The organism is Thermomonas fusca DSM 15424 (genome assembly GCF_000423885.1).
GTDB lineage: Bacteria > Pseudomonadota > Gammaproteobacteria > Xanthomonadales > Xanthomonadaceae > Thermomonas > Thermomonas fusca.
In genome coordinates this window covers 64,797-84,526 of sequence record NZ_AUIV01000008.1, presented here as the reverse complement: position 1 = coordinate 84,526, position 19,730 = coordinate 64,797, and the positions used below count along the sequence as shown (strand labels likewise).

At 68.9% G+C, this 19,730-nt stretch carries 12 protein-coding genes; 8 read left to right on the top strand and 4 right to left on the bottom strand.

What is annotated here, in order from left to right:
* The first annotated feature begins 62 nt into the window (after positions 1-62).
* Both G582_RS0104440 and G582_RS17125 read left to right on the top strand, forming a co-directional pair.
* Positions 63-833, top strand: coding sequence for a hypothetical protein (locus G582_RS0104440; protein WP_038052879.1), 771 nt, complete (start codon positions 63-65; stop codon positions 831-833).
* Complete coding sequence (locus G582_RS17125; protein WP_051246679.1) at positions 830-2,485, top strand: XVIPCD domain-containing protein; 1,656 nt, start codon at positions 830-832, stop codon at positions 2,483-2,485. The genes G582_RS0104440 and G582_RS17125 overlap by 4 nt, the downstream gene beginning before the upstream one ends.
* Positions 2,486-2,608: 123 nt before the next feature.
* Here G582_RS17125 and G582_RS15475 read toward each other — a convergent pair whose 3' ends face one another.
* Complete coding sequence (locus G582_RS15475; protein WP_051246676.1) at positions 2,609-5,488, bottom strand: PAS domain S-box protein; 2,880 nt, start codon at positions 5,486-5,488, stop codon at positions 2,609-2,611.
* A gap of 28 nt (positions 5,489-5,516) precedes the next feature.
* Positions 5,517-6,719: an EAL domain-containing response regulator gene (locus tag G582_RS0104425; RefSeq protein ID WP_028838803.1), complete on the bottom strand. Its 1,203-nt coding sequence runs from the start codon at positions 6,717-6,719 to the stop codon at positions 5,517-5,519.
* Between the two features lie 245 nt (positions 6,720-6,964).
* Between G582_RS0104425 and G582_RS0104420 the strand changes: the two genes are divergently transcribed.
* From G582_RS0104420 to G582_RS0104400, 5 genes are read left to right on the top strand one after another with little or no spacing between them, the layout of a single operon-like run.
* Positions 6,965-8,398, top strand: a complete 1,434-nt coding sequence (locus G582_RS0104420) for a Wadjet anti-phage system protein JetA family protein (protein ID WP_028838802.1) — start codon at positions 6,965-6,967, stop codon at positions 8,396-8,398.
* Positions 8,395-9,033, top strand: a complete 639-nt coding sequence (locus G582_RS0104415) for a DUF4194 domain-containing protein (RefSeq protein WP_028838801.1) — start codon at positions 8,395-8,397, stop codon at positions 9,031-9,033. The genes G582_RS0104420 and G582_RS0104415 overlap by 4 nt, the downstream gene beginning before the upstream one ends.
* Positions 9,020-12,451: an SbcC/MukB-like Walker B domain-containing protein gene (locus G582_RS0104410; RefSeq protein ID WP_028838800.1), complete on the top strand. Its 3,432-nt coding sequence runs from the start codon at positions 9,020-9,022 to the stop codon at positions 12,449-12,451. The genes G582_RS0104415 and G582_RS0104410 overlap by 14 nt, the downstream gene beginning before the upstream one ends.
* Positions 12,448-13,641, top strand: coding sequence for a Wadjet anti-phage system protein JetD domain-containing protein (locus G582_RS15470; RefSeq protein WP_051246670.1), 1,194 nt, complete (start codon positions 12,448-12,450; stop codon positions 13,639-13,641). Before G582_RS0104410 ends, G582_RS15470 begins: the two co-directional genes overlap by 4 nt.
* 44 nt (positions 13,642-13,685) lie before the next feature.
* Positions 13,686-14,732 carry a substrate-binding domain-containing protein gene (locus G582_RS0104400; RefSeq protein ID WP_028838799.1) on the top strand — a complete coding sequence of 349 codons (1,047 nt, stop codon included), beginning with the start codon at positions 13,686-13,688 and terminating at the stop codon, positions 14,730-14,732.
* Here G582_RS0104400 and G582_RS0104395 read toward each other — a convergent pair whose 3' ends face one another.
* Together G582_RS0104395 and G582_RS0104390 are read right to left on the bottom strand one after the other, a co-directional pair.
* Entirely contained in the window at positions 14,733-16,442 is a 1,710-nt protein-coding gene (locus G582_RS0104395; RefSeq protein ID WP_038052875.1) for an alpha-amylase family glycosyl hydrolase, read from the bottom strand.
* Between the two features lie 8 nt (positions 16,443-16,450).
* Entirely contained in the window at positions 16,451-17,938 is a 1,488-nt protein-coding gene (locus tag G582_RS0104390) for an MFS transporter (RefSeq protein ID WP_028838797.1), read from the bottom strand.
* A 164-nt stretch (positions 17,939-18,102) separates the two neighbouring features.
* On the opposite strand from G582_RS0104390, the gene G582_RS0104385 reads away from it, so the two are divergent.
* Positions 18,103-19,713, top strand: coding sequence for an alpha-glucosidase family protein (locus tag G582_RS0104385; protein WP_028838796.1), 1,611 nt, complete (start codon positions 18,103-18,105; stop codon positions 19,711-19,713).
* Positions 19,714-19,730: the final 17 nt, after the last annotated feature.

Here is a 19,730-nt window from a genome sequence, read left to right as displayed (position 1 = left end):
CGATTCTTGCCGCCTGCGCCGCCGACGCCGTGCCCCCCCAAAGCAAACCCCGAATGACCTCCATGAACGAGCCGCTGATTGTTGGCCCCACCGACGGGAATTTCACCTATACCAACGAGCCGCAGTTGACCAAGTTGGGGCCGCACCGCTTCATGATCCCGGCCAACTACTTCACCGATCAGATCGGTCCGGATTTCCAGGGCGGAGCGATATTGGAACTGGTGTGGCCCAAGCTGGAAGCGGCACCGCCGGGCTGGACGCGCACCACGAACGCCCTGCAGCAGGCGCATCTGGTAGTAGCCAACCTGGACTACATCGATAAACGGCCTTTGCAGAACGCGATGGACAGCTCGTTGCGTACCGGGTCGAATGACCCGATCCTGCGCCAGGATCCAACGGACAACATCGAGTATCGCACCCGCGTGGACGACGTACTGGGTCTCGAGCGCTGGGTGGTGAGCGAAGAGGACAAGGCGCGCTATCTCAAGCTGACTGAAGGGCAGCGCGATCGGTACGGATTGCCCGCGGATCCATGGAATATCAAGGATTGGTATCTGCGCCGGGATGCGCAAGGTCATGTGTTGACCCGCATGCGCTGTGATCCGCTAGCCAAGCCAGATGGCTTGGTCATTCAGGGCGACACCTTGGTCAAAGACGGCAACCCGCGGGTAGCGCTATGCACGCATACATTCTCGATCCCAAGCTATGATGTGATGTTAGTCGTGGACTATCCTCGCGTCGTGATGCATGAGTGGCAACGCATCGAAGCGCGCTACCGGGCACTGATGGATCGGTACTACATCGGCACCGAACGCAATGGTGACAAACCATGAGCGGTTTGACGCGGAAGGATTTGAACATCCTCAAGCACTATGCGTACAAAGCTGAGAACCGTGAGCTTTACTGGAATTACCTCGCCCAACTGCCGGGCAACGATGGGTACGGATTGCTGGCCTTGGGCGTTGTCCGCAACGACAACATGCCCGGTGCCGTCGCCAATGCCTATGCGCAACACAACGGCGGGCGCAGGCTGAGCGAGCGCGAGTGGGAAGCCTTCGGCCAACAGCTCATCAGGGAGGACTTTGAACGCAGACGCATACAACTGGAGGACAACGGCAACCCAAAAGCGGCCCTGAATCTGCCAGTCAAGGACGTTCAGCGCGTACACGACAAGACGTTCACCGATCGCAACCTCGAACGCGACGCCTGGACCCCTCGTCGTCTGCTGGAAGCCGCGCGCAAACAGGGCGGTGAGCAGGCCGCAGAACATGTCTGGTCAAACATGCTGGACAACTCGTGGAAGGGGCTGTCGCGCGGCGGAGACACGGTCAACGCCATTCGGCGCTACATGCCGGTATCCGAGGCGGCTGGCTATACGGCAAGACTCGGCGTGGCCACCCTCATGGCCAAAGACAGCCGCGACGCGGTCAACCCGAATGTCATTGGCGGGGACGCTTTCCACTATCGCTACAGTCCACGCGACCGCAGTTGGTCTTCCATCACGGAGCTCAGTCAGGGAGGCTTGCCGGTAATCCAGACCGTCACCGACCCGCGCACGCTGCGCGAACTCAACGACGCCCGGCAGCTGCGTCTGGAACGGCAGGAAAAGGCGGGGCAGTTCCATCCGGACGACCCCTACCGGGAGATCGCACAGAGCCCGCGGACCATTGCACAGCGGGAGCCGGCTGACACCGACCTGCCAGGGCGAGCTTCGCTCACGCGCAGCCTTCCCACTGACTTCGCGCCTGCGCTGCAGGCGCCTGCCGACATCCGCCATGCGGGGCATCCAGGGCACCACGCCTTTGCCGACGCGCTGGACGCGGTGCGTCGCATGGAAGGGAGCAGCAGAATCACCTCCGGTGCGCACAGCGAAGTACTGGCGGCACGTCTTGCGGCCGAAGCCGCCGAGCGCGGACAGGGCATCACCCATGTGGAGCTTGGCCGCGATGGGCAGATCCACGTGATCGAGCGGCATTTCGCATCGGAGCCCGGCAAGCGCTTTTCCATCCCCGGCAGCGCAGCCATCCGCGACAACATCGAGCAGAGTTCCAGCCGATGGCTGGAGGCCAGCTCGCCACACCATGCCGCGACGCCGGCGGGTGCGCGCAGCGCTGAGCAGACGGAAGCGCTTGCGCGCCTGAGCCCTGAGGACAGGGTGTTGTTCGCTCATATCCGTGCTGCCGTCCCGGCGCGCATCGATGACGACATCGTGTCACGGAGCATGGCCGAGGCGAAGCGGGCCGGCATCCATGGTCCCGGCGACATCCGCCTCATGGGTTTGAATGGCAACGCGCTTTACATATCGGGCAACTTCCCCGGACGCAGCGCGATTACCGATGTCTCGCAGCCCGCTCCGTCATTGCCGCATGCGGTCGAAGCCAGTTATGCGTTCAGCGAGCAACGAGGGCAGCGCGTGGCCCAGTCATCGCTACCCCATGAACAGGAGCGCGTGCAGACGCAGGCACGCGGCCTTTCGATGGTTTGAGCCTTCTGGGTACGACACGGGAGCGGGGCTACGCGAATAGTTCGTTTGCAAGGTCGATGTGAATGACGCTGCCCTGTTTGGATTCTCCAGCCCTTCTGGGCGGCAGCGGTTTTCCGCGCTGCTCTAGCGTTCGCTTCCCGGATCCATGCGCCGTGTGGCGAGGAGGACGGGGAGTTCGTCATGCAGCTGGGCAAGGGCGTCGGCCAACCGGCTCGCGCAGCTGTCCAGGCCGCCCGCGTCCTGGCGGCGGCAGGCGTCTTCGATGTCGGCGCAGAGGTCCGCGATCAGCGCGGCGCCCATCGCGCGCGATGAGGACTTCAGCCGGTGGGCTTCGGCGGAGGCCCGCGCATAGTCCCGCACGCGGGCCATCGCCAGCATGTCCTTGATCGACGGCGGCGCCATCGTGCAGTACGCCGACAGCAGCTCCTGGATCGCGGCCTCGTCGTCGCCGATCAGGTTCCTCAGCACGGCCAAGTCGATGATGGGGCCGTCGCTGGCGTGCGCGGGCGGCGCCGGGGCGGCGGGTGCGGCGCCGGCGCCGGCGCTGTCCGCCAGATGTTTTTCCAGCGCGGCCTCCAGCTGTTTCAGCCGCAGCGGTTTGGTCAGGTAGTCATCCATGCCCGCGGCGAAGGCGGTTGCGGCCTCGCCGCGCAGTGCGTTCGCGGTCAACGCGATGATCGGCATCCGCCCGTCGCCGGATTCTTCTTCGCGGATGCTGCGGGCCAGCGTGTAGCCGTCCATCAGCGGCATGTGGAGATCGGTGATGAGCATGCCGAAACCGCCCTTGCGCCACAGCGCCAGGGCCTCCTCGCCATTGCCCGCCACTTCCGCGGCGTACCCCAGGATATCCAGCTGGCGCAGGATGACCTTCTGGTTGATGGCGTCATCCTCGGCCACCAGCACCAGCTGGCCCGCCGCGCGCGCCGCCGCGACGCTCGGCGGCAGGGCGGGCTTCGTCCGCGAGGGCGCCGCAGGAATCCATGCCGGCTTTGTGATGGTGAAGTGGCCGGTCGCGGCGGCCACCGCGCGGATCAACGCATCGCGCCTGAGGATGTTGCTGTCCAGCGACACGATGCCCTCGGCTTCCAGGCGCGGTGCCCTGCGGTTGCCGCGGGTGATGATGACCCTGGCCTGGGTGCCGGATCTGGCGCGGGCGTTCTCCAGCAATCGGCCCTGCTCGGCACGGTTGGCGATGCCCTCGATGGCAACGCGTTGTGAGGGGGATTCGGACAGGAACGCGTCCAGGTCGTCCACCGGGCCGATGACGTCGGCGCCCGCCGCCCGCAGATAGTCGCCGATGTCGATGAGTTCATCCACGTCGCCATCTGCAAGGACGCAGGTGATGCCGTCCAGCCGCAGCGCCTTGGCGTCTTCCTCCACGGCGTCCACCCGCGCCATCGGCAGGAACACGGCGAAGGTGGACCCGATCGACAGCCGGCTGGAGACCTTGATGCTCCCGCCCATCAGGTCGACCAGGCGTTTGCAGATCGCAAGCCCGAGGCCGGTGCCGCCGAAACGGCGGGTGGTAGAGGCTTCGCCCTGCTTGAACGGGCTGAACAGCCCGGCGATCACCTCGTCCGACATGCCGATGCCGTTGTCGGAAACCGAGATCGAATAGGAATCCGACAGCGCATGCATCCGCACCTCGACCCGGCCCTGTTTGTCGCTCCCGCTGGGGCTGAACTTGATGGAGTTGCCCATCAGGTTCACCAGCACCTGCCGCAGCCGCACCGGGTCGGTGTAGATCCAGGCGGGAAGCGACGGGTCCACGTACAGCGAGAGCTGCGTGCCACGATGCCGGGCAACCGGCAACAGGTTGTCGCATACCTGCTCGGCCAGGTCGCGAAGGTTGACCGGCTCGCATTCCAGCTGCATGTGGCCGGCTTCGATCTTGGAAAAGTCCAGGATCTCGTCGATCAGGCCCAGCAGCGAAAACGCGGATTCGCGGATGGTCTGTACCGCATCGGTCTGCGTGTCGTTCAGTGCGCTGTGCGCGAGCACCTCGATCATGCCGATCACGCCATTCATCGGCGTGCGGATCTCGTGGCTCATCGCGGCAAGGAATGCCGACTTCGCGTGATTGGCCTGTTCCGCCTCCACCCGCGCCCGCGTCAGGTCCTGGATCAGCCGTTCGCGTTCGCTCAGGTCGCGCAGGGTGCCGATGAAGAAGCGCTCCCCGTGCGCGCTGTACTGGCTGATCGACAGCTCCAGCGGCACCGTCTTCCCGGACCTGTGGATCGCCCGCACCGAGTGCGCATCGAAGGCCGGCGCTGTTCCGGCACGCGAGGCCTGCAGCCGCAGGAAGCCGCGGTATCGCATCCGATCCTCTGCCGTCATCAGCATCGAGACATTGCGGCCCACGACTTCGTCGATCCGGTAGCCGAGCATCCGGCTCACCGCGGGATTGGCGCTGCGGATCGTGCCGGCCTGATCGATGGAAATGACGCAGTCGTTGAGGTTGTCGAGAAGGGCGCGGTGTTCCTGCTCCTTTTCGTTGAGTTCGGCCAGTGCGCCCTGGTGTTGCCTCACCCGCAGCGCGAGATCCGCGGCGAGTGCCTGGGTGCGCAGCTCCGCGTCGTGCTGGCCGGTGATTTCCCTGGCCACGGCGAGGACCTGGCCGGGAGGCGACGGGTCGGCCCCCAGTGGACTCGTCTGCACGTCCCACCAGGCGAAGCTTCCGTCCCAGCGCCGCACGAAGGCCCGGAACCGGCCGACTTCACCGGCCAGGGCCTGGTCAAGCGCGGCCTGGGCCGCATGTCCCTCATCGGCGCTCCACAGGTCGAACCAGCTGCCGCCGGCCGGCTCCTGTCCCGCGGGCACGCGCAGCATGTCGCGGGCGGCACCTTCGACCTGGACGATCCTGCCTTCGGCGTCCAGCACGACGATGCAGTCTTGGCTGGCCGCTGCGATCTGCTGCGCGGAAACCGGCGCTCCCGGCGAACAGCTGGCCGCCGGACGCTGCGCCGCCGGCACAAGGCCCTGGCTGTCGGCGTCCCTGGTCATTGCCGCATCGCCTGTGTTCGGCGCGGCGTCAGGGCCCGGCCGCGGTCGCGGGCGATGGGCGTTGCGCCCAGTCCGCCAGCCAATGGCCGAGTTCGGCGATGGGCAGGCCGGGTGAGATCAGGAACCCCTGCGCGCGCGAGCAGCCCCGTTGTGTGCAGGCCTGCCACTGCTCGGGCGACTCGATGGCAACGGCCGTGCAGCGGAGCCCCTGGTTTGCGGCCAGCGTCGCCATGGCGTTGAAGCCTTCCTGCTCGGCCACCGCGTCCGAGGTGCCGGTGTGCGCTCCGATGCGGATTTTCACCTCGTCGAAGGGCGTGCTGCCCAGGGCCGCGGAATCCAAGCCGCCGCTGCCGAACCGGTCGATGGCCAGGCCGACGCCCTGCATCGCAAGCCTTGCCAGATTGGCGAGGAGGGTGGTGTTCGGGCTTGACCCCAGATCCGCTTCCTGGATTTCGATCCTCAGGGCAGCTGCAGGCACGCCGGCGGTGACCAGGAGCTCGGAGAGACGATCGGGAAAATCCGTCGTGCCAGCCAGGGCCGCGGACACGTTCACGCTCACGAACGCTTCCTCGACCAGCCCGCGTACTGCCGACAGGTCGGATGCGACGTGCAGGAGGACCTGCCAATCCAGCTGCGCCACGCCATCCGCCTGCATGGCCGGCAGGAACTCGTTCGGCAGCGCCAGTCGCCCGCCGGGCACCGGCAGTCGCGCCAACGCCTCGAACCCCGCCGGCCGATCGCTGGCGACATCGATGATGGGCTGGTAGAGGATGCGCGCCTGGTGCATCGCCAGCACCCTGCGGATGTCATCCGCGTCGATCATTGGACTCGGCGCGGCATCGCCGCGGTAGGCCTGCAGCAGGTGCGTGAGCACATCGGGAGGTACCGGCTTTTCGGCGTACGCCACCATGTTCAGCCCATACGCCTTGCCCACCGCAAAAGCGGTCTTCAGCGTGGCCGCGCCCGCGCCAGAGAGCAGCACCACGCCGCCGCGGAAACCGATGTCGGACAGGTGCCTGAGGAACTCGATGCCGTCGATTTCGGGCATGACCAGGTCGCAGAAGAGCAGCCCGACGTCGTGATCCGCGTTGGCCAGCAGTTCGATGGCGGGCCTGACCCGGTCCAGCGAAGTCACCCCGGTAAAGCCGCGGTCTTTCAGCCGCAGGTTGCGCAGCTGGATGTCCAGAAGCCGGGGAAGAAAGGGGTCGTCGTCGACGATGAGGATCTTCATGGATGCTGTCCTTGACGCTGTCAAGTTTGAGGCGGGGTGCAACAGCTCTGCCAGCATGACCATAACTCCGGGCCGGTGATAAGGACAGCAGGGCCGCCCATCAAGCATTGCCGCGCCAGGCAGTTCGCGCCGGCAGGGCAGCCGGTCGCGGGGCCGGGATCGGGGATAATCGCGGGCACTGGATGGGATCGCGTCCGCGCCGCCGTGGTGCGCGGCGGGCATGGAACGGGAGGGCGGTACACACGATGCAAGCAAGCGCGCCCCTGTTCGAGCTGGTGCCGGCCGGCCTTTTCGGTCCGCTGGCCTCGGCCAACCGGCAGCACCACTGGGCGCTGCTGTGCCGGCTGTACGACGAATTCTTCGGGCCGGACGCGCCGCTGGCGCCGCCGATCGGGTTCCAGCGCCGCGAGATCACCGCCGCCATCGAGCGCTACCTGCTCAGCGATGATCCGTGGGAGGACGAGGACGGGCAGGCACCGGACGCGCCGCTGAATGTCCGCGCCAACGCGATCCACGAGCGTTTCCGCGCGGCCGGCTGGCTGCGCCAGGAGCGGGTGGGCGCGCGCGAGATGGTCAGCATGCCGCCGCTGGTGGCGCAGTTCCTGGCTACGCTGGTGGAGTTCGCCGAGCACGGGCCGACCTTCGTGTCGGTGAAGGTCCGCTCGATCGAATGGCAGCTGCGCCAGGTGGTGGAGGGCCGGGCCGGCGGCGACGCGCTGGACGAAGCCGCCGACCAGGCGCGGCGGCTGCTGGTGTCGCTGAGTTCGATGAGCCTGAAGGTGCGCGACCTGATGCCCGAGCTGTCGCGCGCCGAGAGCACCGCGCAGTTCGCACGGCTGTGGTTCGAGCGCTACGTGTCCAGCTTCTTCGTCGGCGACTACGCCGAGCTGCACAAGGCCGACCACCCGCTGGCGCGGCGCGGCGCGATCCTCGGGATGGCGCGCGAGATCGAGACCGGCGACCGGCGCGCGGCGGTGCTGGGCTGGTACGCCGAGCACCTGACCTCGGGCGACGCCGGGCGGGCCGAGGCGCGATTGGCGCGCAGCCTGCGCCGGCTGCACGAGCTGGAACGCATCGACGAATATCTGGGCCGGCTGGACGAGGACATCCGTCAGGCCAATCGCCGCGCGCTGGCGTTCCTCGACTACCGCCTGCGCGCGCCGGCCAAGCTCGATGTGCTGCTTGCGCGCGCGATCCGCGGCGCACTGGCGGCGCCGGACGATGCGCTGCGGCTGCCGGTGGCGCCGGGTGCATTGATGGACGAGGAGCAGCTGCGCCCGCCGCGGCGCAAGCCCGCCGCCATCGCCCGCAGCGCCAATGCCGTGGCCCGGCCCACGCCCGAACAGCAGGCGCGGTTGGCGCTGCTGCGGCGGATCAAGCGCGCGCGGCTGGTGACGGCGGAAGACATGGCCCGCTACGTCGGCCGCCACTTGCCAGCGGACGGGCGGGTGGACTCCGCCGAGCTTGCCATCGACAGCATCGCCGACCTGCGCGCCTACCAGACCCTGCTCACCCTGGCCCTGCGCAGCCACCGCATCGGCGGCCTGCGCCGCGACGACCCGTTGACCCGGCTTGCCAAGGGCTTCCGGGTGGAGCTCGTCGACGCCGGCGAGCGCAACGACAACGGCTACCTGCGCGCCCCGCGCTTCGCCATCCACCGCATCCGAAAGACCGCATGAAACGCAGCTGGAACGTCCTCTCGCAACTCTCGAACGGCATCCACGCGGTGGCGGATTTCGAGCGCGCCGCCTATCGCCTGGTCACCGAGCAGGTGCTGTATGCCAGCGACCGCGGCACGCGCACCGCCTACCACCTGGTGGAGGACCATTTCGACGATTACGTGGCCGCGCTGGCGCCGCTGGGCATCCGGCTGGAGCGCAACGCGCATTACCGATACGTCGTCGCGCTGCCGGCGCACGCCGAGGGCGTGCCGGTGACGCTGGAGGAAACCCTGCTGCTGCTGGTGTTGCGCCAGCGCTACGACGCGGCGGCGCGGCAGGGCAACATCGAGGAACTGGGCGAGGTGGTGGTGGAGCTGCCCGAGCTGCAGGAGGCCTATCAGGCACTGATTGCGCGGCCGATGCCGGAAGTCGGCACGCTGCGCGCGCTGGCGCGCACGGCCAGGCGCTGGGGCGTGGCGCGGCTGGTGGACTCCGAACCGGACGACCCGCAGCCGTTCCACCTGCGCGTGCGCCCGGCCATCGTGGACATCGTGGGCGAGACCTGGCTGCAGCGGCTGGACCAGCACAACCGCGACGACGAGGCCGACGACGCCGAAGTCGCGGGCATGGAGGACGACGATGCAGCTGCTTGAGCGCGTGCACCTGGTGCAGTTCTTCCTGTTCGAGGCGCAGACGCTGGAGCTGTCGCCCACCAGCGCCATCATCGCGCCCAACGGCGCCGGCAAGAGCGCGCTGCTGGACGCACTGCAGGTCGTGCTGCTGGGCGGCGACCGCTCGCGCATCCGCTTCAACGCCCAGGCCGGCGGCAGCGCCCGCGCCCGCTCGATCCGCGACTACTGCCTGGGCACCTGGCGCAGCGGCGAGGAAGGGCGCAAGCGGCGCACCGCCACCACCTACATCAGCCTGGTGTTCCGCGACCAGGACAGCGGCCTGCCTCTGACCGCCGGCATCGCGCTGGGGGCCAGTGCCGACGAGCCCGAGCACCGCGTCTACGGCCAGTACATCGTGCCGGGCGTGGCGCTGACGCTGGACGACCACCTGGAACGCGCCAACGGCCGCGACCTGCCGCTGGCCTGGGGCGGCTTCAAGGAGCTGCTGGCGAAGCGCTGCCGCGACGCCGGCAGCGGCGCGGGGCCGGAGCTGCACGCCGGCAGCGAGCGCTTCCTCAAGGACCTGCTGCTGCGCCTGCGCGCCGCGCCCGCCGGCCAGCCCGATGTCAGCGCCTACCGCAAGGCGTTCCAGAACGCGCTGAACCTGCAGCGGGTGGAGGACGTGGACCTGTTCGTGCGCACGCTGGTGGCCGAGGACCGGCCGACCGACATCGCCCGTTTCCACGCGCTGCTGGATACCTTCCGCCAGCTCAAGGAGAAGATCGAACAGGTGGTGGCGCGGATCGCCGCGGCCGAGGGCGTGGACGCGCAGTACGAGAAGATCGCCCAGCAGGCCACCCGCGCCGCCAGCTGCCGCGCACTGGCCGCGGAATACGCGCGCGACCTGCTGTCGGAACAGGTGGAACAGGCCGAGGCGGCTTGTGAAGCGGCGACCCGCCAATTGGCCGACACCCGCCGCGCGCTGGGCGAAGCCAGCAGTGAACAGGCGGCCATCGAGGACGCGCACACGCAAGCCCAGGCGCGCCTGCAGGGCAGCGCCGGCTACGGCGAGCAGGCGCAGATCGACGAGCTGGCCGGGCGCGACCGCGGCGAGCTGGCGCGGCTCAAGCGCGAACTCACCCGCAGCGTCGGCATGGTGCGCGAGCAGTGGCAGGCGGCCGCCAGGCTCGAGCTTCCCGCGCTGGACGCGGCCGCGCTGGCGCAGGCGCAGGCGGCTTGGCAGCGTTGGTATGACGCGCTGGCGGCTTTGCCGGTCGATGCCGAACTGCCGTGGCAACCCGCCGCGCTGTTCGCCGAGGCGCACCAGGCGCTGGCCGCCGCGCAGCCGCTGATCGCCGCCGTCGACGGCCACGCCCGCGCCCTGCATGCCGGGGTGGACGCGGTGCAGGGCCGCTTGGCCGCGGCGCGGCAGAACCAGAAGCGCCTCGCCGCAGGCAAGGCGGAGCTGCATCCCGACGTGGTGCGGCTGATGCACTACCTGCAGGACGAAGGCATTGCCGCGCGCCCGGTCTGCGACCTGGTGCGGGTGCGCGATCCGGCCTGGCAGGGCGCCATCGAAGCCTATTTGCGCAGCAACGTCGAGGCGCTGCTGATTCCGGCCGCCGACGAGGAGCGCGCGGTGAAGCTGTATCGCGCGCTCAGCGGCGGGCGCAGCGTTTACGGCGTCAAGCTGGCGCTGTCCAGCGCGGCGCGGCGCGGTGGCGAGGACCCCAAACCCGGCAGCGTTGCCGCCTTGCTGGAGGGCGACAATGCCGAGGCGCTGGCGTTCCTGCGCCGCACCCTCGGCGAACTGCGTTGCGTGGACAGCGAAGCGGAACTGGTCGCCAGCCGCCAGGGCCTGACCCGCGACGGCCTGCTGGCCAAGGGCGGCAGCATCGAGCGCCGGCGCCTGCCCGCGGCCGACGAGCTGAAGATCGGCGCCAGCGACAATCGCGCGCGCCTGCGCGTGCTGCGCGAGGACATCGACGCCGCCGAGCGCGAGCTGCGCGAGCTTGAACCGGCGCTGCGCCGCGCCGATGCCTGCCAGCGCGGTTTGGCACCGCTGGCCGATCCCGAAGCGCTGGCGCAGGCACTGCACGATGCGGCGCTCGAACACCGTCAGGTGTTGCGCCGCTACCGCGACGCGCAGGAGGGCCGCGAGGCCGCGCAGAACCCCGATCTGCTGCGCGCTTCGGAGCAGCTGCGCGAGCTGGCAGAGCAACTGGCCTCCTGTCGCAGCCGGCGCGACGCGCTACTGGGCAGGGTGGCGCTGGACGAAGGCGCGGAAACGACCGCGCAACGCCTGCTGGACGGCCTGCGCGGCCAGGAAGACCTGGTCGCGCGGCGTGCGGTGGAAGCCTTCCGCGATGCCGACGTGGATCCCAACCGGGTCGAACGCCTGCGCGAGGAAATGGACGCCAAGTGGCCCGCGCTGGAAGAGCGCGGCGCGCGCTGCGAGGAGCGCGCGAGGGACAGCGACCGCCAGCTGGACAACCTCAAACCCGAGGCCTGGGGCACGCTGTCGCAGTACGCCAAGGACCACGGGCTGGCGCTGGCGCTGGCCCCCGGAGACTGGCGCGCAGCGCGCAGCCTTCTGGCGAAGGAACTGGCGCAGCTGCGCGAGTCCGAACTGGCCAACTACCAGCGCCAGGCCGACGAGGCCTACGCCACCGCCACCGAGACCTTCCGCAGCAACGTCGCCTCGGCGCTGTACGACAACTTCAGCAAGCTGAAGTACCAGATCGGCACGCTCAACCGCACCCTGCGCGCCAGCCCCGCGTTTTCCAACAACGAGCGCTACCAGTTCCACTACGAGGTGGCGCCCGAATACCGCGAGTTGCACCGCTTCATCCAGCGGGTGGCCGACGTCGGGGGCGAAGACGGACTGTTCGGCAGCGCCGGCGAAGTGCCGGCCGCCTTCCGCGAACTGATCGAGGACAACGCCGCGCAGCGCGGCGCCGCCTCGGCGCTGGACGACTACCGCCGCTTCTTCCGCTTCGAAGTGCAGATCCGCCAGGACGACAAGGTGATCGGCTCGCTGTCCGAACGCATGCGTTCGGGCTCGGGCGGCGAACACCGCGCGCCGCTGTACGTGATCGCCGGCGCCGCGCTGGCCGCCGCCTACGGCAAGAGCGCGGCGCATCCGGGCGGGCTGGGCCTGATCCTGCTGGACGAATTCGGCGACAAGATCGACGCGCAGAACGCACGCGCCACCGTCGACTACCTGCGTTCGCTGGGCCTGCAGCTGGTCCTGGCGGCGCCCGACACCGCACAGGGCACGCTGTCCGGCGTGCTGGACAGCTACATCGAACTGTTCCGCGACGGCGACCTGCTGCAGGCCGAACGCATCGAAGTCGGCGAAGCGGCGCGGGCACTGCTGCTCTCCGACCAGTTCGACCTGCACCCGCAGCTGCTGGCCGAGGAGGCCGCGCGCATCGCCGCCGGCAAGGGCGAGGCGTGAGCGCGGCGGGCTCGGCGGACGCGCTGCTGGCACGCCTGCTGCGCCGCGCGGAGAGTGCGCGGCGACGCGGCGATAACCGTCCCGTCGCCATCAACATGGTTCGCATCGATGAATCCATCGCCTTGCGTACGTTGGCGGAATTTGAAACCTTCCACGCTCGTATCGGCCTGGCAGAACGCGCCGGCGCAGTGCGAGTGCAACGCGACGTGCATGGCGGAGATGGCACAAAGCTGCTGCGGCTGAGCGTGTGCGATGTAGCCGCATTGGCGAGGCACCTTGGCGTCAGCCTGTTGGACGAACGCATGGATGCGGCCGAAAGTCGACTGGATCCGTGGCGCGCGCGCTTCCCGGTGCTGGAGGAAGTGCTTGCCGCATGGCGCAGCAATCGCAAGTTGCGCGGTGCTGGCCCCGAAGCTGCGCTGGATTTGGCCGATGCCGCCGGTGCGGTTGCCGCGCGTCTGGACGATGTCGGGGCAGAGCGGGTTCTTCGCCGCGAGAGCGCGCGGCTGTTCGGTGACAGCAAGCGGCTGGAGAAACTCACCCGTTGGCTGGAACTATTGGTCACCGGCGAGGTGGCAACCAGTGATCTTTGCGATGTCGAGGTCTGGGCGATGCTGGGCCTGCGTCGCGAACCACAACCATTGCTGCTCGCCGGAACCGGCTCGGCTACGGTGGGCGAGGCGGTGCTGCCGCTGCCGCGGCCCTTCATTGGCCTGCCAGTGGAGCAGCTACGCGCTTTGGCTACCGATGCTCGCTGCCTTGTCAGCATCGAAAATCTGGCCAGTTTCCACGACGCCACCCATGCAGCCGGTGCGCAACACGCCCTGTTGCTGTACACAGGCGGCATGCCGTCGCCGGCCTGGCGCGCGGCCTACGCCCGCATTCTTGCCTGTCTTGCACCGGAGTTGCCGATCTATCATTGGGGCGATATCGACGAAGGCGGATTCCGCATTGCCGCCAAGCTTGCGGAAACCGCGGCGGCGGCCGGACGCCAGCTGCAGCCGTGGCGGATGAGTCCCGACGCATTGGCGGACGTGGCTTGCGCGGCGGTCGCGACGCCAACCCCCGCGCAGCTCGCGCGGATGTGCGCCTGGGCCCGCCGCGCCGGCTGGGATGAGGCGGCTTCCGCCCTGCAGGCAAGGCCGCTGCGCCTGGAACAGGAACAGCTGGAGCCGCAGCTTCCGGCATAGGCCGTCCGTGCCGGCGGGCGCGCAGCCGTTGCTACACTCCGGCCATGACTGAAGCGCGCCGCTCCCGCAAGAAAACCCGGGTTACCTCGCTGGACATCGCCCATCGCGCCGGGGTCTCGCAGGCCACGGTGTCGCGGGTGCTGGCCGGGAGCCCGCTGGTCAACGCGGAGACGCGGCGGCGGGTGGAACTGGCGGTGCGCGAGCTGAACTACAAGGTGGACCGCCACGCCTCCAGCCTGCGCACGCAGCGCGCCGGCACGCTGGCGCTGCTGCTGTTCGAGGATCCCACCCAGGACGATTCGCACATCAACCCGTTCTTCCTGTCGATGCTGGGGTCGATCACCCGCGCCTGCGCCCGCCACGGCCACGACCTGCTGGTGTCCTTCCAGCAGCTGTCCGACGACTGGCACGCCGACTACGAGGACAGCATGAAGGCCGACGGCCTGATCCTGCTGGGCTACGGCGATTACCTGGCCTACCAGGCCAAGTTGGCGCGGCTGGTGGAGCAGGGCACGCATTTCGTGCGCTGGGGCCAGGTGGAGCAGGGCCAGCCGGGGATTTCCATCGGCTGCGACAACCACGCCGGCGGGCTGTTGGCGGGCCGGCACCTGCTGGCGCAGGGGCGACGCAGGATCGCGTTCCTCGGCGATGCTTCCAACCGCTTTCCGGAGTTCTTCGCCCGCTACCAGGGCTGCGACGCGGCGCTGCGCGAGGCCGGAGCGGCGATGCTGCCGGAGCTGCAGGTGGACGCCGACAGCACCGAACAGGCCGGCGCCGACGCCGCCAATGCGCTGCTGGCGCGCGCGCTGCCGTTCGACGCGGTGTTCGCCGCCAGCGACCTGATCGCGATCGGCGCGATGCATGCGCTCAAGCAGGCCGGGCTGCGCATTCCCGAAGACGTGGCGGTGGTGGGCTTCGACGGCACCTCGATGGCGCTGTATGCCAACCCGCCACTGACCACGGTGGTGCAGGACACCTCGAGGGCCGGCGAGCTGCTGGTGCAGGCGCTGCTGCAGCAGGTGCGCGAGCAGCCGGCGCAAAGCGCGATGCTGCAGCCCGCGCTGGTGGTGCGGGCCTCCAGCGGCGGCTGACTATCGCGGCAGCCGCGCGCCCGCCATTGCCGCGTCCAGCGCCGCCGCCAGCACCGGGTCGGTGACCGGCGCATCCAGCAGGTAGACCTGCACGCCATGCGCCGGCACGCTGGCTTCGAGCGTCCCACCCGCAGCGATCTCGACCACGCCGCCATCCAGTGCCGATGTCCAGCGTCCCGCCTGCAGCATCGAATCGATCGCAAAACGTTCCGCAGCATCGCCCTTGTTGAGCAGCACCAGCGCGATCTGCGCGCTGCCAGCGTGCTGGTACACCCGGTAGAACGCCGCGCGCGTGCCCTGCAGCTCCAGGTTGACCTGCAGGCCGCGCTGCAGCGCCGGCGAGGCCTCGCGTACCTTGGCGATGCGCGCAAGCGCGGCGCGGATCGGGCTGGCCTTGGCCGCGGCGATGCCCTCCACGCCGAAGTAGTTGCGGTTGCCGCCGTGCTCGGGCCGGCCGCGCATGAAGCCCATCTCGGAGCCGTAATAGACCACCGGGATGCCGCGCGCGGTGAACAGCCAGTTGTGGGCATCGATGAAGCCGGCATCGCTGGCGTCCATCCGCGGCATGTCGTGGTTGTCGTAGAAGGTGGCCAGATCGTAGGGGTTCGCATACGGCCCGCCGGTCAGGTGCAACGCCGGCGCCAGCCGTTCGAAGCCGGCCTGCTTATGGCCGAAGGCCTCTTCCATCGCCTGCTTCATCGGGAAGTCCAGCACGCTGGTTTCGCCGTGGCCGGGCAGGGTGTGGCGGGCGATGGTGGCGGCGTTGTAATCGAAGGCTTCGCCGAACATGAAGAAGCCGGGATGTTTCGCGCGGATGCGACTGGTGAACTGCTGCCAGAACGCATCCGGCATCCACGCGATGGTGTCGATGCGGAAGGCGTCCGCGCCCTGTTCGATCCACTGCTCGTAGGCGCCCGCCAGATAGTCCAGCACCGCGGGGTTGCGTTCGTCCAAGTCGGACAGCTGGGCGAGGTTGCCGCTGGCGTATTTCTCGCCATCGACCGGGCCGATGTTGTTGTAGAAGCGGTGCAGCGGGTTGCGCGTGGGGTCGAGCTGCTGCGGCGGCAGGTTCTGGTGGTCGGCAAGCAGCTTGCCGTCACGGTCGTAAATCTTGCCGAAACCGGGCTGGTCGCGCTGCATCCCCCACGCCGGCGAGCCGTGGTTGCCCACGATGTCCAGCACCAGCTTCATGCCCTTGGCGTGCACGGCGTCGGCCAGCCCGCGGAAGTCCAGCCCGGCGCTGGGCAGGTGTTCGTCCAGTTCGTGGAAGTTCACGCCCCAGTAACCGTGATAGCCGGTCTTGCCCTTGTCGGCGAGGCTGCCACCGCAGGTCGGCGCGGTGCCGCCGGTGAACGGCTCGTCGGGGTTGTCCACGACGGGCGTGATCCACACCGAGGTGAAGCCCATTTCGCGGATGTAGCCGAGGTTGTCCGCCAGCCCGCGGAAGTCGCCGCCGAGGTAGCCGATGTTGCCGGCCACGCCGTTGCAGGGCGCCAGCGGGATGTCGAAGGTGCCCTGGCCGCGCTGGTCGTTGGCGGCGTCGCCGTTGACGAAGCGGTCGGTCACCACGAAGTACACCGCCTCGCGCGCGAACGGTTCCAGCGTGCCGTAGTAGTCGCTGGCGGTACGCGCGGCGGGCGGCGAAGTGCTGGCGCAGCCGCTGGCGGCGGCGAGCAGGGCGAGGGCGAGGAGGGTGCGGATCGGGCGCATGGCGGGCCTCAGGCGTGGGCGATGGGTTCGGGCACGCGCAGCACGCAGGCCCCGGCGACGAGCATGCTGGCGCCGCCCAGCACGAGGATCTTCGCCGGATCGTCGGCGAACAAGTGCTTGAGGATGTAGCCCAGCGTGGCCACCGCCACCAGCTGCGGGATGACGATGAAGAAATTGAAGATGCCCATGTACACGCCCATCTTTTGAGCGGGCACGCTGTCGGACAGCAGCGCGTACGGCAGCGACAGGATCGAGGCCCAGGCGATGCCGACGCCGGCCATCGACAGCAGCAGCCAGTTCTCGTCGGGCATGAACGGAATTGAGGCCAGCCCCAGCCCGCCCAGCGACACGTTGACCAGGTGGCTGCCGCGCAGGCCGAAGCGGCGCGCCATCCACGGGATCGCGATCGCCGCCAGCGCGGCGAAGCCGTTGTAGGCGGCGAACAGCACGCCCACCCAGTTGGCGCCGGTGTTGTAGGCGGCCGAGGCGGTGTCGGTGCTGCCGTAATACACGCTGGTGACGGTAGCGGTGGTGTAAATCCACATCGCGAACAGCGCGAACCACGAAAAGAACTGCACCACCGCCAGCCGGCGCATGGCGTGCGGCATGGCGTAGATGTCGTGCATGACGTGGGCAAAGCCGTTGTCGCGCCCCACTGTGTTCAGTGCCAGCAGGGCTACGCCGTAGGCGGCCAGCAGCGCGCCCAGCAGGTACAGCTCTCGCGGCAGGCCCTGCCAGGCCACGCCGGCAAGACCCAGCGCGCCCACCGCCAGCCACAGCAGGCCGAAGCGGGTAGCGCGCGGCCGGTCGAGCGGCGCGCGATCCAGCGGCGGCGCCTGGTCGAAGGCGTGCAACGCTTCCGGCGGATATTCGCGGGTGCGCAACACCGTCCACGCGATCGCGCCCAGCAGCACGCCTGCGCCTGCATAGAAGGCATAACGCACGGTGTCCGGCACTTCGCCGGGCCCGGCGGTATTGGCCACGCCCCATTTCTCCAGTATCCACGGCAGCAGGCTGGCCACTACCGAGCCGATGCCGATGAAGAAGCTCTGCATCGCATAGCCCTTGGCGCGCTGCGATACCGGCAGCTGGTCGCCGACGAAGGCGCGGAAGGGTTCCATCGACACGTTGATGGACGCATCCAGCACCCACAGCAGCCCGGCGGCGATCCACAGTGTCGGCGAGTCGGGCATGAACAGCAGTGCCAGCGAGGCGAGCAGGGCGCCGGCGAGGAAGTACGGCCGGCGCCGGCCCAGCCCGGTCCAGGTGCGGTCGGACAGGTAGCCGATCACCGGTTGAACCAGCAGGCCGGTCAGCGGCGCGGCGATCCACAGGCCCGGCAGCGAATCCATTTCCGCGCCCAGGGTCTGGAAGATGCGGCTGACGTTGGCGTTCTGCAGGGCGAAACCGAACTGGATGCCAAGGAAGCCGAAGCACATGTTCCAGATCTGCCAGAACGACAGCTGCGGTTTGGCGTTGGTGCCGGTGGTGGGCATGCGGTCCCCTGTGCGCGCGGTGGCCGGCCGGAACCGGCGGCGGGGTAGATATACCGCACCGCTTCCATCACCCCGTGCATGTAAACGTATTCACGCATCGCCAGTGCCGCAGCCGCGGTGGCGCGCGGCATAGTCCGGGCTGGTTGCAGGGGCGTGGAGCGGGAATGGCTGGACAGAACTGGTGGCGCGGCGCGGTGATCTACCAGATCTACCCGCGCAGCTTCCTGGACACCAATGGCGACGGTGTGGGCGACCTGCCGGGCATCCTGGCGCGCCTGGACTACATCGCCTCGCTGGGCGTGGACGCGATCTGGATCTCGCCATTCTTCACCTCGCCGATGGCCGACTTCGGCTACGACATCGCCGACTTCCGCGGCGTCGACCCGCTGTTCGGCACGTTGGCCGATTTCGACCGGGTGCTGGAGAAGGCGCATGCGCTGGGCCTGAAGGTGATGATCGACCAGGTGCTCAGCCATTGCTCGGTCGACCACGCCTGGTTCCAGGAGAGCCGGCAGGACCGCGACAACCCGAAGTCCGACTGGTTCGTCTGGGCCGACGCGAAGCCGGACGGTACCCCGCCCAACAACTGGCTGTCGATCTTCGGTGGGGTGGCGTGGACGTGGGAAGCGCGCCGTGGCCAGTACTACCTGCACAATTTCCTGTCGTCGCAGCCGCAGCTGAATTTCCACAATCCCGAGGTGCGCGCGGCGCAGCTGGACAACCTGAAGTTCTGGCTGGACCGCGGCGTCGACGGCTTCCGCCTGGACTCGATCAACTTCCCGTTCCACGACGCGCAGCTGCGCGACAATCCGCCCAAGCCAGCGCACCTGCGCACCGGGCGCGGCTTCAGCGCCGACAATCCCTACGCCTTCCAGTACCACATCCACAACAACACCCAGCCGGAAAACCTCGGCCTGCTGGAGGACGTGCGCGCGCTGCTGGACCGCTATCCGGACGCTGGCGCGCTGGGCGAAATCTCGTCCGAGGATTCGCTGGCCACCACCGCCGAGTACTGCACGCCGCAGCGGCTGCACATGGGTTACAGCTTCGAGCTGCTCACGGCGGACTGCAGCCCGGCCTATATCCGCGCCACGGTGGAAGCGCTGGAAGCGAAGATGACCGGCGGTTGGCCGTGCTGGGCCATCTCCAACCACGATGTGCAGCGCGCGCTGACGCGTTGGGGCGGGGGCGACGATGCGGCGATGGCCAGGCAGCTGATCGCGCTGGTCTGCTCGCTGCGCGGCTCGGTCTGCCTGTACCAGGGGGAGGAGTTGGGCCTGCCCGAGGCCGAGGTGCCGTTCGAGGCGCTGCAGGATCCCTACGGCAAGGCCTTCTGGCCCAACTTCAAGGGGCGCGACGGCTGCCGCACGCCGATGCCGTGGACGGCCGCGGACGATGCCGGCTTCAGCAGCGCCGCACCGTGGCTGCCGGTGCCGGCAACGCATCGCACACTGAGCGTGGAGGCGCAGGAGCGCGACCCGGCATCGGTGCTGCACGCCGCGCGCGCCTTCCTGCGCTGGCGCAAGGCGCAGCCGGCGCTGGTGCAGGGCACGATCCGCTTCCTCGACGCGCCGGCGCAGGTGCTGGCGCTGGTGCGCGAACACGCCGGCCAACGGCTGCTGCTGGCGTTCAACCTGTCCGCACAGGCCTGCGACTGGGCGCTGCCGGCGCCAGCGACCCTGCTGGACGTACCGGGCCTGCCTTCACCCGCCGTGGAGGCTGGCGTGCTGCGGCTGCCGCCGCGCGGCGTGGCCTGCGCGTTGCTGGCCGACTGAACGGAGGAGCGGGGCAT

What these genes read in the sequence shown, in the direction of transcription:
- G582_RS0104440 (WP_038052879.1), top strand. Translation starts at nt 63, where the DNA reads ATGAACGAGCCGCTGATTGTTGGCCCCACCGACGGGAATTTCACCTAT.
- G582_RS17125 (WP_051246679.1), top strand. Translation starts at nt 830, where the DNA reads ATGAGCGGTTTGACGCGGAAGGATTTGAACATCCTCAAGCACTATGCG.
- G582_RS15475 (WP_051246676.1), bottom strand. Translation starts at nt 5,488, where the DNA reads ATGACCAGGGACGCCGACAGCCAGGGCCTTGTGCCGGCGGCGCAGCGT.
- G582_RS0104425 (WP_028838803.1), bottom strand. Translation starts at nt 6,719, where the DNA reads ATGAAGATCCTCATCGTCGACGACGACCCCTTTCTTCCCCGGCTTCTG.
- G582_RS0104420 (WP_028838802.1), top strand. Translation starts at nt 6,965, where the DNA reads ATGCAAGCAAGCGCGCCCCTGTTCGAGCTGGTGCCGGCCGGCCTTTTC.
- G582_RS0104415 (WP_028838801.1), top strand. Translation starts at nt 8,395, where the DNA reads ATGAAACGCAGCTGGAACGTCCTCTCGCAACTCTCGAACGGCATCCAC.
- G582_RS0104410 (WP_028838800.1), top strand. Translation starts at nt 9,020, where the DNA reads ATGCAGCTGCTTGAGCGCGTGCACCTGGTGCAGTTCTTCCTGTTCGAG.
- G582_RS0104400 (WP_028838799.1), top strand. Translation starts at nt 13,686, where the DNA reads ATGACTGAAGCGCGCCGCTCCCGCAAGAAAACCCGGGTTACCTCGCTG.
- G582_RS0104395 (WP_038052875.1), bottom strand. Translation starts at nt 16,442, where the DNA reads ATGCGCCCGATCCGCACCCTCCTCGCCCTCGCCCTGCTCGCCGCCGCC.
- G582_RS0104390 (WP_028838797.1), bottom strand. Translation starts at nt 17,938, where the DNA reads ATGCCCACCACCGGCACCAACGCCAAACCGCAGCTGTCGTTCTGGCAG.
- G582_RS0104385 (WP_028838796.1), top strand. Translation starts at nt 18,103, where the DNA reads ATGGCTGGACAGAACTGGTGGCGCGGCGCGGTGATCTACCAGATCTAC.